Origin of the sequence: Bartonella sp. HY038, from assembly GCF_014117425.1 — a bacterium.
In the GTDB taxonomy this organism is placed as follows: Bacteria; Pseudomonadota; Alphaproteobacteria; order Rhizobiales; family Rhizobiaceae; genus HY038.
This window is the reverse complement of the sequence record NZ_CP059725.1, coordinates 567,717-582,708: the sequence shown is the minus strand read 5'-3', so window position 1 is coordinate 582,708 and position 14,992 is coordinate 567,717. Positions and strand designations below refer to the sequence as shown.

At 41.7% G+C, this 14,992-nt stretch carries 7 protein-coding genes; 4 read left to right on the top strand and 3 right to left on the bottom strand.

Annotated elements, in window-relative coordinates; all coding sequences use genetic code 11:
• Window positions 1-51: 51 nt before the first annotated feature.
• Both H3299_RS02400 and H3299_RS02395 read right to left on the bottom strand, forming a co-directional pair.
• Window positions 52-549, bottom strand: coding sequence for a prolyl-tRNA synthetase associated domain-containing protein (locus H3299_RS02400; RefSeq protein ID WP_182418738.1), 498 nt, complete (start codon window positions 547-549; stop codon window positions 52-54).
• A 188-nt stretch (window positions 550-737) separates the two neighbouring features.
• Entirely contained in the window at window positions 738-1,604 is an 867-nt protein-coding gene (locus H3299_RS02395; protein WP_182418737.1) for a LysR family transcriptional regulator, read from the bottom strand.
• A 222-nt stretch (window positions 1,605-1,826) separates the two neighbouring features.
• On the opposite strand from H3299_RS02395, the gene H3299_RS02390 reads away from it, so the two are divergent.
• The 3 genes from H3299_RS02390 to H3299_RS02380 all read left to right on the top strand — a co-directional run bounded on the left by H3299_RS02390 (window position 1,827) and on the right by H3299_RS02380 (window position 10,978).
• Window positions 1,827-7,772, top strand: coding sequence for an Ig-like domain-containing protein (locus H3299_RS02390; protein ID WP_246708116.1), 5,946 nt, complete (start codon window positions 1,827-1,829; stop codon window positions 7,770-7,772).
• 160 nt (window positions 7,773-7,932) lie between these two features.
• A complete protein-coding gene (locus H3299_RS02385) occupies window positions 7,933-9,663 on the top strand; it encodes a type I secretion system permease/ATPase (protein ID WP_182418736.1) in 1,731 nt (576 codons plus the stop codon).
• A 10-nt stretch (window positions 9,664-9,673) separates the two neighbouring features.
• A complete protein-coding gene (locus H3299_RS02380; RefSeq protein ID WP_182418735.1) occupies window positions 9,674-10,978 on the top strand; it encodes an HlyD family type I secretion periplasmic adaptor subunit in 1,305 nt (434 codons plus the stop codon).
• Window positions 10,979-11,089: 111 nt separating this feature from the next.
• Here H3299_RS02380 and H3299_RS02375 read toward each other — a convergent pair whose 3' ends face one another.
• Complete coding sequence (locus tag H3299_RS02375) at window positions 11,090-14,083, bottom strand: autotransporter outer membrane beta-barrel domain-containing protein (protein WP_182418734.1); 2,994 nt, start codon at window positions 14,081-14,083, stop codon at window positions 11,090-11,092.
• 465 nt (window positions 14,084-14,548) lie between these two features.
• On the opposite strand from H3299_RS02375, the gene crcB reads away from it, so the two are divergent.
• The gene (gene crcB / locus H3299_RS02370) at window positions 14,549-14,941 is read left to right on the top strand and encodes a fluoride efflux transporter CrcB (protein ID WP_371739825.1); all 393 of its coding nucleotides are present in this window, start codon (window positions 14,549-14,551) and stop codon (window positions 14,939-14,941) included.
• The last annotated feature ends 51 nt before the right edge of the window (window positions 14,942-14,992 follow it).

The following is a 14,992-nucleotide window of genomic DNA, read 5'->3' as shown; positions in this document are numbered from 1 at the left end:
TTTTCTTATAAAATCGTATTCTCAAAGATAGTTTTCAAGGCTTCAATAAAGCTATTCACTGACTTTAATAATGTGTAGCTCATGGCCAGTTGCTTTGATAAAACGTGCAAGGTCATCATTACCAATGCTCATGGTCGCATCATTGCTCATGGGGTGGCCATTAATCAATGGTTGATTAAATAATGGCTCATCAATAATAATTTTTACTTGCTGATTTTTGTCGTTAATCGCGCCAAAAATACTAACTGCACCAGGATAAAGACCTAAAAATTCATCAAGTTTTTCTGGCGAGCCAAAAGAAACACGCCCCGATGCACCAATTTTATGATGTATGGATTTAAGATCGATAATGGCATTGTCTTCAACAGTTATCAAAAAATAGTTACTCTTTTTATCTTTTAAAAACAAATTCTTACTATGAGCACCACTAATAGTTTCTTTAAGATGTTCCGCCTCGCCAACAGAAAAAACCGTCTCATGATCATAGGTTTTGACACGAATGCCAAGATCATTCAAAAAAGCTTGAAGTTCTTTGCGTCCTGCTTTCAATGTGGCTCTCCCTCACTATAGTCTTGCAGCTTTTCATAAAAACCCCAAAAGCCTTAGCAATCAACTCATTTTAGAAAAGCAATTTGTATTGTTTGCGCTCATAAGTCAAAACAAAATTGGGCATGATGGTGTCGCAAGCTTTAGCGAGAGTTAGAACCTATTGATTTTACATGAAGTAACAAGATATTCTATTGATAGAGGAGTTTTGCAGTCTCTATAAATTTTTTGATAAGCGAAAAATTTTTATGTTCTTTAAAATAGATAATATATTCATCAATAGTTATATCTGCGTCATTAATTGGAATGAAACAAAGTCGGTCATCATTGCCAAATTCCCGATCACCGACAATGCTAGCTCCAACTCCCAAGGCTACTGCTTCAGCTACGCCCTCGCGCGATGATGTTGCAACAATATTTTTTAATGAAAGACCGTGGTGGTTTATATTTGCTTCAAAAACTTCTCTCGTTCTTGAGCCAATCTCACGCAATACAAAAGGTAGATTTTTGATTTCCTGCATCGAAACCGAAATTCGTTTTGCTAAGGGATGGTGACAAGAAACACAGAGGCCAAGGCGCATGCTTAAAAAATGTTCGGCTGCAAGTTCCTGATTTTTTGACAAAAAAGCACTAATAGCAATATCAACACGTTGATTAATAAGTTGCTCAACAACATGCACAGAATTATCAATCGATAATGAAAAAGTCAAATTTGAATGACAGTTTTTCAAATGGGTTAAAATTGGCAAAACCAATATTGGGCCATCAGCCGCCACCCTTATACGTCCAGTATAAACAAGCCGCTCACCTTTTAAAAATTCCTGCGCCTGTTGCTCGGCATCAAATAGCTTGGTGGTTATTTCAAAAAGATCTTTACCAACAGCGCTTAACACAACACCATTCATTTTACGTTCAAACAGGTTAAGACCATATTTGGTTTCTAATTGGCGCACATGAGTTGACAAAGTTGATTGGCTAATGGCCATTTGACGTGATGCGCGTGAAAAACTGTTAGAAAGCGCAACATAGTGAAAAGCCTTTAGTTGTGTAAATGACATAGTCCCCCCTAAGTCCTTGCGAATAACACGCCTAAACACCTTACTTTACGCTAAGATCTTTTATTTACAGTTGTATGACACATTAAAAAATGAATACCCCATATAGAAATAAACTATCGGTTTTTCATAGCTTAGCAAAACAAATGCAACCTGTTTGTCATATTTCCACCATAGCTTTTAACGGCAAAATACCTGCTTTTACTTGCTTTGAGGAAAACCTTTATGAGTACAATATCAGCTAATTCAAATACACCACCTTTAATGACATTGCCGTTAGATACATCGCTTTTTAATACAGCGGCAGATGGCTTTTTGAAAATTGATGCGCTCAACCCAAATCAAGCCATTCATGTCAATACGGGCGGCACGGGAAAAGTCACATCTTTTAGTTTAATTTTCGATGTTTATGTTCCAGCACAGACTGCTACAAGCGGCTGGGTTTCATTTTTTCAATCTGACGTAACCAATACAAATGATGCTGATATTTTTGGCAAAATGGGCGGAACCAGCTATGGTATTGGCATAGGCGGAAATTATCGCGGCGTTGCCGAACTCGATAGTTGGAACCGCATTGGTATAACCATTGAAAAAAATGCTGATAACAGCGTTACCATGCATAAATATATCAATGGTATCCATATAGATGACCAACAAATTACCGGCAGTAATGCTGAGCGTTATATTATTGATAATGAAAAAGGATTTTTGATTTTTTCCGATAATGATGGCGAAACATCGCCCGCACAGCTTAGCAATTTTTTCTACGGTGAAAGAGTGCTTACCGCCGACGAGATGGGCGCTCTTGGCAATTTTCAGCCAAGTGGTATTATTCCTGATAGTCTTCATGATGAAGCAGTAAAATTTAACGGCAGTGAATTTCGCTTTAATAACGGCACAGCAGAGCCAATTTTTGGCAGTGCCTCATTAGAAGGCATTAACACACCCCTTACCGTTGAGAAAGATAGCGGCGGATCTGGTACAACCGACCCGGCGCTTGTGCAAAAAGTTGCATCAATTCGTGATATTATGGTAACCCCAGACGCAGAAAATGTCACAATAGACCTTTCACAATATTTCTCTGGTGAGGGGTTAACCTACACTATTACCAATAAAAATGGCGATGTGGTTGCTGCAACGCTGGTTGACAATCAGCTTATCCTTGATTTTAATACTCTTGGTCATTCCGATATTTCAGTTACAGCAACCGACAGTAGCGGAAAAACATCAGTTGTCGATGATTTTCGTGTGCGTGTTGCAGGTCCTAATGCCTATACAATTGCAGTTATTCCAGATACGCAAGATTATACCGCAAGTGACGGTCTTGCCCATATATTTGGCGATATGATGCAATGGTTGGTTGATAATAAGGATAGCCATAATATTAGCTTTGTTTCCCATGTCGGTGACGTTACGAACAATAATACCACTCGTCAATGGGATATTGCAGAGGCTGCTTTACGTAAGCTTGATGGTAAAATTCCCTATGCTTTATTGCCAGGCAATCATGATCAGGCAACTGGCGGTAGTGCCGCAGATCACTCATCTATCCACCTTGATGAGCGTTTTTCGCCAGATAAGCAAAAAGCCACCAATCCCAATAATTTTGGCGGCGCTTATGATCAAGAAACCAATAGCGCGCGTAACACATATAGCACATTTACCGCACCAGATGGAACAAAATGGCTATCCATTTCACTAGAATTTGGGCCACGCGATGATGTTATTCGTTGGGCAGGTGATGTGATTGAAGCCCATCCTGATTATAAGGTGATGCTAACCACCCACGCGCTGACAAGTTATGCTAGCCGGCAAGACAATATTTCGCTTCCCCTTTATGATGAAGGCGCAGGCTATGATTATGGAATAGGCAAGGATCAACGCGGCTCAACTGATGGTGAAACCATTGCACGAGAATTATTAACCCGTTACCCTAATATTGTGATGACATTTTCGGGTCATATTTTTGGTGATGGCGCACAAACTGATATTTCTTATAATCAATATGGCCAACCAGTTTATCAATTTCTTGTCAATTATCAAAATGGTGTATCACGCGAAATTACCGGAAATGGCGATGAATCAAAGGGCAATAATGGCGGTAACGGTGCTATTCGTCTGGTAACGATTGACCCTGACAATAATCGTATCACCACTGAGACCTATTTTGTTGCTTTGGATAAATATCTTGATGGATATCGCACCCAAGAAGAGCTTGATCGCGATGGTCTAACTGGTCCATATAAGGATCATCAAGAAGTTATTGAAAATATTGATCTAGGTCCTGCACAAGCTTATGCATTGGCAAAGGCGGGTGATGACATTATAGCCCAAGCAACCGAGGGCGCCGAATTTGCACGCGTTAATCTATCTGCTGCAAAATCGCTTTTGCCAGATGCGGTCACATCATGGATATGGACCGATAAAGACGGTGATATCGTTGCAAATGGTAAGGATGCAATTGCAGAGCTTGGCCTTGGTAAACATAACTTAAAACTCACCGCCATTGATAAAAATGGTATTCAAACCACCGATACAATCCAAGTTATTGTGCGCGGCGATCGGACATTAATGGTGGAAGACTTTAACGACGGTGATGCTAAAGGTTGGGCGACCGATTATGGTGCAGCTGATGGCGATACGGGTAAATTTTTGTTAAAAGGCACTGTATTTTCTCGCCCCGCTCATGATGATGGTTTAGCCGCGCCCCAAGCTTCCCTTTACGATCAAAGTGATGCTGCCAATAATAAGCTCGTTTATATTGGTGAAGGCTCTAAAGACTGGAGCAATTATGTTTTTGAAGCAACTCTCACTCAGCTCGACAATGATGCTTTAGGTGTTTACTTCTACTATCAAGATGCCAATAATTACTATCGCTTCAGCATGGATGGCGAAAATAACCAACGTCAATTAATCAAAGTAGAAAATGGTCAAGAAACGCTGCTAGCGGTAGTAAATGAAGGTACGCCTTTTAACATCCGCTTGCCAATAACCATCGCGATAACCGATAATAATATCAACGTTTTTATCAATGATAAAAATGTTTTTGGCGGACCCGTTGTTGATGATACAATGACCATAAAAGGCGGTACAGTTGGCGTTTACTCAAGTGGACAACGCTCATCTGTATTTGATGATCTTGTGGTAACCAAAGCCATTACCACTGCAAAAGCTGGAATTGATCAAAATGTTTATGATTTTGATGGTAACGGCACCGCTGCAGTTACTTTAGATGCGAGTGCTTCCTTTAGCACCAAAAACATTGTCGATTACAGTTGGACTGATCTTAATGGCAATGTGATTGGTACTGGCAAAACTTTAACCACCGAACTTCCTGCCGGAAACAATCAATTACTGTTAAAAGTCACCGATAGTGATGGTTTGGTTTCAACAGATCGCATTGATATTAACGTGGTGAATAAGTCAAAAATATTAATGCATGAAGACTTTTCAAACCAAGACTCGCTTTCACGCTTCACAATTATTGACGAAGGTGAATTTGGCGGCATTGGCAGCGATGGCCGCAAATCGCAATGGATTTGGCAAGATGGTAAATTGGTGCAAACAACTGAACTTGCTAGCCGCCAATTAACTTGGCAAGGAGCAACCGCAAGCGACTATTGGCAACGCGGCTGGAGCCCGCTTGGCGATGGTGTCAATGTGTTGCGCCTTGGTACTTATGCCTTATATAATGATTCAGCCGCCATGGCTTGGCAAAATTATGCAATTGAAGCCACAATCACCACGCCTGATGATGATGTGCTTGGTTTCCTTTTCCGTTATACAGACGATAAAAACTATTATAAGCTTGAACTTGATGCCAGTGGTACTTTCGACCGCAACGCACGAAATGGCGCGGGAAGCATTTTTAATTTGATCCGCATGAAAGATGGTGTGGAGCAAATCCTTGCGCAAATGCCGGGTAAATATCAACCCGATGAGCCAATGAGATTGCGGCTAGAAGTTTCAGGCGATAAAATCATGGCTTATCTTAATGGCGAACAGCTTTTTGCAGAGCCAATTGGCGATCGCGGTCATGATACAGGTACTTTTGGCCTTTATTCTTGGGGCAATGCAGGGCTTGCTTTTGATGATCTTACCGTAAGCGATTTATCAACCATAGACCAAAATGCCAAAATCGGCACCGATGCTAGCGATATAATGGCCGGCGGCGATGGTGATGATGTAATTTATGGGCTTGCCGGCAATGATACTTTGCTCGGTCTTGGTGGCAACGACCAATTATACGGCGGCGATGGCGATGATGTTTTGATGGGCGGCACCGGCAATGATCGTCTTGAAGGTGGTAATGGTAATGATGTGCTTATGGGCGAAGATGGCGATGACTCGCTTTTTGGCGGCAATGGCGATGACATTATCGAAGGTGGGCGTGGTGATGACCTATTGGTAGGTGGTAATGGCTCAGATACCTATATTTATGGGCGCGGCGATGGCTCGGATAATATTACCGAAGCTGCACAAGATAGCGGGCAAGATGTTTTGGCATTTCATGATATTAACCGCAGCGAAGTCACCTTATATAAATCCCATGATGCGGTTGAATTGGTTGTGAACGATGGTTCAAAAATTCGGCTTAACCTGCAAATGCGCGATGGCGGCGTTGAATTGATTACCTTTGCTGACGGTACTGTATTAAACCGCGAGCAAATCTTGTCTAATCTTACCAATCGCGGTCCATCAGCGGGTAATGATGTGCTTGCAACAGTTGATGAAGATACGCCATCATTCCTCATTCCATTTAGTTCCTTACTTGCAAATGATTATGACCTTGATGGTGATAGTTTAACGATTGTGTCCATTGGCACGCCCATTGGTGGAACAGCGGTGATTGAAGGGGATGCTATTCGCTTTTCTTTAACCCAAGATTTCAACGGCACTGCCTCATTTAACTATGTGGTAAGTGATGGCCGTGGTGGCACCAGCCAAGCAAGCGCCTCTTTTGTGGTTCGCCCAGTTAATGATGCACCAGTTACATCATCAATTGACGTTGAAACTAAGGAAGATGAGGCAATTAGTGGACAAGTCGTTGCAAGTGATGTTGATGGCGACATATTAACTTATACCATTAAACCTAATAATGGCCCTAAAAATGGTACCGCAACCGTTGATGCAAAGACTGGCGCATGGATCTATACACCTAATCTAAATGTTAATGGCTTTGATAGCTTTATTGTCCTTGTCAGTGATGGCAATGGTGGTTTTGCTGAAAGCACCATCAATATCACCATTACACCAGTGAATGATGCGCCTATTGCGGTTGCTGATTTTGGCAGTGTTGCTGAAAATGAAACGGCTTTCTTTGACCTTACCGCCAATGACATTGATGTCGATGGTGACACGATCAGTTTAACCGGTTTTCAAGTAACTACTGTCGAAGGCATTGCGCTTACTCCGCAACAAGCCCAAGCCGCATTTTCAATTGTTGATGGTAAATTATTTGCCGATCCTGCAAATGTATTTGCGGCATTAAATAAAGGGGAGTTTGCCACAGTCACACTAGAATATACCATTAGCGATGGCAATGGCGGCACAGCCACAGGCACCGCAACCATCCGTATTGATGGTTATACCCCTTATAACATCATTCATGGTACAAACGCGGCTGATATTCTCATCGGTACAAATGGCGATGATATGATTGATGGACTTGATGGCAATGATACAATCATAGCTGGCGATGGTGATGATCTTATCAGCGGTGGCAAAGGCAATGATCGCATCATGGCCGGCGCGGGAAATGATATTGTTGACGGCGGTGATGGCAACGATATCATTATGGGCAATGATGGCAATGACGTCTTGAATGGCGGCGATGGCAACGACCAAATCAATGGTGGAACCGGCGATGATTACATAATCGGTGGCAAAGGCAATGACATATTATGGGGCGGCGATGGCAATGATACATTTGTTTTCCAAGCTGTTGATAATGGTCATGATTTGATCATGGATTTTAAGCCCGGTGCAACTAATGGCGATATCATTGTTCTTGCCAAAGAAATCTTTGCCGATTTTGATGCATTAATGACATCAGGTCATATAACAGACACCGCCAATGGCGCTCAAATTGTTCTCAATGATGGATCAACAATAACCGTAAATGGTGTTCGCATTCAAGACTTTAGCATTGATGATTTCCGCTTTGCTTAGGCCATGATTACTGCCCTGCAACATCATTAAGTGAACATGCACTCAATGAGTTTTTAAAAAAGATTTCAGCAAAGGTCAAATATTGCCTTTGCTGAAATCACTTTGTCAAAAGGCGTTGATAAAAACAGCAGATGCAAGGGTTTTTGAGGGAAAATAATTTATGATTAATAAGCCTAATACGGAAAATAAATCAAAGAGTTTAAGTGGCATATTTTCTGGCTGCATGACAGCATTTATCGGTGTTGCTGTTTTAAGTGCCTTTGTCAATTTGCTTTATTTAACCAGTTCCTTATTCATGATGGAGGTTTATGATCGAGTTCTGCCAAGCCGCAGCATACCAACCTTAATTGCCTTATTGGCACTTGTTATTGTATTTTATGCGTTTCAAGGCGTTTTTGATAGTTTACGCGGACGATTATTAATCCGCATTGCCGATCGTCTTGATCAAGCTTTGGCACCGCGCATTTATGATATTATTATGCGCATCCAACTAATCATGCCAATTAGCGCGCGTAACAACCAACCCATGCGCGACCTTGATAGTATTCGTGCCTTTTTATCAAGTAGCGGTCCCATCGCCCTTTTTGATTTACCATGGTTGCCATTTTATATTGCCATTTGCTTTTTCTTTCATTTTTGGCTTGGGGTGACAGCCCTTGCCGGCGCGATTATTCTGGCATTGGTTACCCTTGTCACCGAAATGGTTACACGGCGCCCAGTGGAGGAAGCCGCACGCCAAGCGATAAAACGTAGCCGCATGATTGATATGAGTAGGCGTAATGCCGATATTGCAACGGTCCATGGTATGCTACCGCATTTAAAGCAACGCTGGCATGAAGAAAGCCGCAGCTATGCCCGCCATCAGCGCCAAGCAAGCGATATTTCATCCGGCTTAGGCGTTTTAAGCAAAGCGCTGCGTATGCTATTGCAATCGGGTATTTTAGCAGTCGGTGCCTGGCTAGTTATACAACAACAAGCAACACCGGGCATTATTATTGCAGGCTCCATTCTTTCAGCACGCGCACTCGCCCCGGTTGATCTTGCCATTGCTAACTGGAAGGGATTTATTGGCGCGCGCCAAAGCCGCACACGGCTTAAAAATATTTTAAAACTATTGCCAGATGATAAGGCAATCATGGATCTGCCTGCACCAACGCGCGAACTTACGATTGACCATGTTACAGCTATCCCGCCCGAATTTCAAAATCCCGTGCTGCACGATATCAGTTTTTCATTAAAAGCAGGCATGGGACTTGGCATTATTGGCGCAAGCGGTTCAGGCAAAAGCTGCTTAGCGCGAATTTTAGCCGGCATTTGGTTGCCTGCCCGTGGCACCATACGCTTTGATGGCGCAACTCTTGACCAATGGGCACCTGCAACCCTTGCGCGGCATATCGGCTATATGCCGCAAAGCATCGAATTATTGGATGGTACAATTGCTGAAAATATTGCAGCCTTTGATCCAACGGCAACCGCTGCTGAAATTATTAACGCTGCACAAAATGCGCGGGTTCATGATCTTATAATTACGTTTGAGCATGGCTATGATACCCAAGTTGGCGAACTTGGCCACCCATTATCGGCAGGACAAAAACAGCGTATTGCACTTGCACGCGCCCTTTTTAGAGATCCTTTCATAACAATTTTAGATGAGCCAAACTCCAACCTTGACGCGCAAGGAGACGAGGCTTTAACCGCCGCAATTTTATCTATTCGCCAAAGAAATGGTATTGCCATTGTCATTGCCCATCGTCCAAGCGCTCTCATTGCTGTCGATCAAGTGTTGATGCTCAATGGTGGAAAATTGCAGGCTTTTGGCCCTAAAGATGAAGTCTTAGCCAAAGTATTAACACCGACACCATCAGCAACCCTAAAAGTTGTTCACGCTTGAGGAAAAAAAGATGAATGAATGGCAAGAATTACAACGCTCATTACGCAGACATCTGTTAATTGGTTGTTTGGCCGTGGTTATTTTATTGGTTGGTGTTATTGGTTGGATGCTCAACACCAATATCGTTGGCGCTGTGATTAGCCAAGGATCAATTGTTGTTGAAAGCAATTTGAAAAAAGTGCAACATCCTGTTGGTGGTGTGGTTAAGGATTTATTGGTCAAAGAAGGCGACCTCATCACTGCAGGCGATGTAGTTATGCGGCTTGATGCCACCACCACCAAGGCTAATCTTGCAATTATTAGCAATAGTCTTGACCAATTTATAGTACGCCGTTCCCGTCTTGAAAGTGAACGCGATCATTTAAATTATATAGAATTTCATAAGGATATATTGGCGCGTGCTAGTGATGAAGACGTTGCGGCGATGATGAAGGCAGAAGAGCGCCTACTTTCTAACCGCCGAGAAGTCCGCATCAGTAAAAAACAACAATTACAACGCCGTATCGCTCAATTTGATGACGAAATTAAAGGGCTAATGGCGCAAAAACAAGCCAATGAACATTCTCGTGAGCTGATTAAGGACGAATTATCACGCTTTTTGCAACTTTATGAACTAAAACTGGTTGAGCATAGCCGCCTTAGCGCAATACAAAGACAAGCTTCCAATATTGATGGTGAAATTGGTCGTCTAATATCAGCCATTGCCGGAGTTAATGAAAAAATAGCAGAAACCCGATTGCAAATTATTCAAGTTGATGAGCAATGGGGCGAAGAAGTTGGCAATGATTTACGCGAAATGGCAAATAATATTGCCGAATATAGTGAGCGTAAAATAGCGGCGGAAGATCAATTACGCCGTATTGATATTATCGCACCACAAACCGGTATTGTGCATCAATTGACAGTACATACGAAAGGCGGAGTTATATCTGCTGGAGAACCCATTATGATGATTGTGCCCAAGGTGGATAAGTTGGTGGTCGAAGCTAAAGTTGCCCCCCAAGACATTGACCAGATTTACAAAGGACAAGCTGCAAGATTGCGCTTTTCGGCATTTAATCAAAAAACCACGCCAGAAATTAACGGTCATATAGAGCGCGTATCGGCAGATATTACCACCGATCAAAGAACTGGCCAAACCTATTATATTGCGCGCCTTGCGATTGACGAAGCGGAAATTATGCGCCTTGGTGATGTGGAATTAGTGGCAGGCATGCCGGTTGAAACCTTTATTACCACACAAGAACGCACAATTGCCTCTTATTTTATAAAACCGCTTATGGACCAAGTTAACCGCGCGTTTAGAGAAAGCTAGGCTCCTGATCCTCGAGCATATTATTGCTTAAAAATAAAAAGAGCCAATATATAAATATATTGGCTCTTATCTTTTTATGACGATAATTTAGATAATAATTTTAGACAAAAATCAAAACTGATATTTAAGCTTTACACCGCCGCCGCCGCCTTGGCGTTGGCCAGCATAACCTTGCCCATTAACATCTAAACTTAAAGCCTTATTGGTGCTTATTGGTTTAATGTTAAAGCCAGCTTCAAAAATGCCAGTGCTGCCGCCAAGCGATGGTTTTTCAATATCAAACTCATAGGCTTTAGCTGCAACTTCACCACCAAATTCATATTCGTAGGCAGCACCTAAATAGGGTTTGAATTGCTCATTATAAGCATAGCCATACCGACCACCTATTTGCATACGTGAACTCGTACTACTATCAAAGCTCAGCTTTTCATTACCAACCGAAACTGTATCACCATCCATATGGGTCCATAAATAACGGCCAAAAGTATCAAGCGATTGCTTTTCATCAAAATTAAACACATAGCCACCAGCAATATGCCCACCATAATAGCTGCTTTTGCTATCATAGGAACCACGATAATCATCGCCATCATTGCTAAAACTACGCATATTGCGGCCAGCATCAAAATTGCTGCTGATACGCCCAGCCCGCAAAGATGCCTCAAGATAAACACCATCTGTTTGATCTGGGGCAAGTGTGCTAACCCGTCCAAGTCCAGTACCGGCTAGATTTAAACGACCAAAAACACCGCCGCCTTTATATTCGCTATCGCCATCGCCTTGCACTGAGGCAAAGTTTGTAAAGCTATTATAGGTATCATAGGTACCACGACCATATTCAAAGAAAGCACCAAGCGTAACCTTATGGCCGGCGCTAAAATCAAAACCCGTTGCTATACCAAGCGCCATATTAAAGCCTTTAATATCAACATGGCTACCAGTATTATTGCGTTGTGATGAACCATTCATGATCATGAAGGGCATTGCTGATGCACCATTACCTTGCGCAGAAGATTCGCTCGCAATGCCACCCAATTCGCTTGAAATAAGATCGGCACCTTGATTGGCAAAACCAAGCGATGCGGCTCGTCCTTCTGAGTAAGATTCAGACTGAGGGTTAACTTGTGCAGCTGATTGACCAATCCCATCAACAGGTTTAGACCCAGCCGGTGTTGTATCCGTTTTACCGCCAATGGTTAATACAAGCGCATTCCCAGCTCCGCTTGCTTGCTGAGCAAGGGTTGCTTCATAAATAATAAATTGCCCTTGTTTAATTGTATAAGGGCTAGAGGCCGACCAATCACCGGTTGTTTTGGAGATGAATGTAACACTATCACCATTTTGAAGGCGGTTATCACTGACTTGCATGTCAGCTATACTATGCCTGGTGTTGGTAAGATCAACCGCTGTACCACCATCGGCAATTGTTACAAGCGTATCGCCATTGACAACATTGCTTGGCAATGTCCAATTATAGTTTTGAAAATTATAAATACCCGAAACTGTACCACGATAACCAACAAGATTTAATGTATTCCCTTGTACAACCTTATCAAAATCAGTAACGTCTGTATTGGCGAGAGCCCTTCCGCCCCAAATGGAGCCATAAGCTTCTAATGAATCATCTTCTTCACTATAGGTAGCAATAGTGATTTTGTCTCCTATCAAAGTAACAGTATTATTGGTTACATTGATATCCGTTTTACTAGATGCATAGACTTGTCCGCCAACAATAAAACCAATTGTACTTGTACCACTAATCTCTACAGAATTGTTACTAACTTTTACAGTTGCTGTACCTTGACTAAAACTTATTGCATAACCACCATAAACAGAAGAGACTGTAGCATCGTTAATTTTGACTGAATTACCATTGACAATCGTTATCTTTGCACCATCGCTATAACCACCAGAAATACTACCGACTGTACCGCCGTTAATAATCACAGAATTATTGCTGATTATTGAATTAGTATTAGTGCCAAAATCAGTAAGATTAAAGCCGCCAGCAATTTGCCCAGCAGAACTTTCATTTATTAAAACGCTATTACCGCTAATTGCAACGGTTGCATTGCCACCGCTAAAGACTTGACCGCCATATACAAAAACCGCCGAACCATTGCCACTAATCTCTACAGAATTATTACTAACCGTGGCACTGTTGTTTGCTTCACCTTTGCCACCGGAAATAGTCTCAACCATACCCGAATGATTAATATGAACAGAATTGTTGTTAACGGTAACGGAATCAGTACTTGCGCCATCGCCGCCGTAAATATTACCACGAACTGTCGCGCCTGTTATATTAACAACATTTGAGTTAACATTAATAATGCCATTGCCATGGGCAAAAACACCGCTAACAGAACCAGTTTGACCGCCAGTTATTGTAACTGAATTATTGTTAGCAGTCGTGTCAAGACTTTTATTGCCTTGTATAACAGCGCCGTTAATATTGCGTGCGCTGCCAGAGGTAACAGTTACTGAATTGCCATTAACTGTAATTGATGACGCATTGTTAAGACCAAATGCCATACCGCCAATCAAATTTCCTGCAACCTTGCCAGTACCACCAAGGGTAACAGAATTATCATTAACAATAAGAACTCCAGCATTAGCAGCACTAACACCACCATAAGCAGAACCGCCAATATTGCCACCGCTAATATTAACGCTATTGCCTTTAACAGTCACGCTTTGACTACCGGCGCCATAACCGCCATAAACATTACCACCAATCCCAGTAGAAATTACACTGCCGTTTTTAATCAAGACCACATTGTTTTCAGAGGTTCCATTTCTGACCAAACCACCAAAGACATTATTAGGCGAAGTTTTATTTGCCCCTGTATAATCTAACGTCACTGTATTGTTGGAAGCCGCCGGTGAGGTAAATGTACCAACATAAAGCGAATTAGAACCAAAAGAGACATAAGTTGGTGCGTTTTTCAATGTAGCTGATGATGATGTATCATCATAACTAATTGTATCAGCTATCGCATTGGCTAATCCTAGGCTTGCAACAATAGCTGTACCAAATACTAAAGCTAAAGCAAAGCGTGAAGCAGAGTATTTTAAGTTAAATCGCTTATCAAAACAAACCATAATAGCATTTTTTCCCTTTAAAAATGTCTTATAAAAATGCGATTGTTGCTTATAAAAATAGAGTGAAGGTATGCTTTTCCGATCGCTAAAATAGCAGAAAATGTACAGTCAAGCCTGTTGCGAAAGAGTAAAAGCAGTTTTGGGTTGTAAAATACGAGCTTTGCATTGCGACTTAGCTATTTAGTACCAATAGCTATTTTCGCTATCTATGCCAGCCCCTAAAAATTTTCATAATATCCACATAACACATTTCGTCAGTCTTAACATAATATTCGAAAACGTCGAAAAATCTGTCATGATTGATAAGGTATTTCTTTTCAAACTGTCTTTTCATTTCTTGCATTTCCTTAAAAAACAACGAATATTGCAAGTTTAAAAAAACTGCTATCACCTTATTACAAGTGTAAAAAACGATAATAATCAAGGGTTGTAAAACTGTTAAGGATGTAAAAGCCAATGACACATATTTTATGGATGCAAACGCTATGGGTTGCATTGGGGGGCGCCTTAGGTAGTGTTGCGCGATTTTGGGTCGGGCTTTTAATGGCGCCACTTAGCCGCAATTTCCCCTTAGGTACACTTTCAATTAATGTTGTTGGCTCGTTTATTATTGCTTTTTTTGCCGTTTTAACCTTGATGAATAGCCGTTTTCCAATGCCTGAACACATAAGGCTGTTTGTTATGGTAGGAATTTGCGGCGGCTTTACCACTTTTTCCAGTTTTAGTTTAAATACATTTGAGCTTTTGATAAATGGTGCGCCATTAAGGGCTTTTATGAATATAGTTTTATCGGTTGTTTTGTGCCTTATTGCAACCGCCATTGGTTATTATGCGGCGCAAGCAATCAACACGCATTAAACTGCATTAAAAACCCATTGTGCCAGCCAATATTAAATATAGTTAATTTAA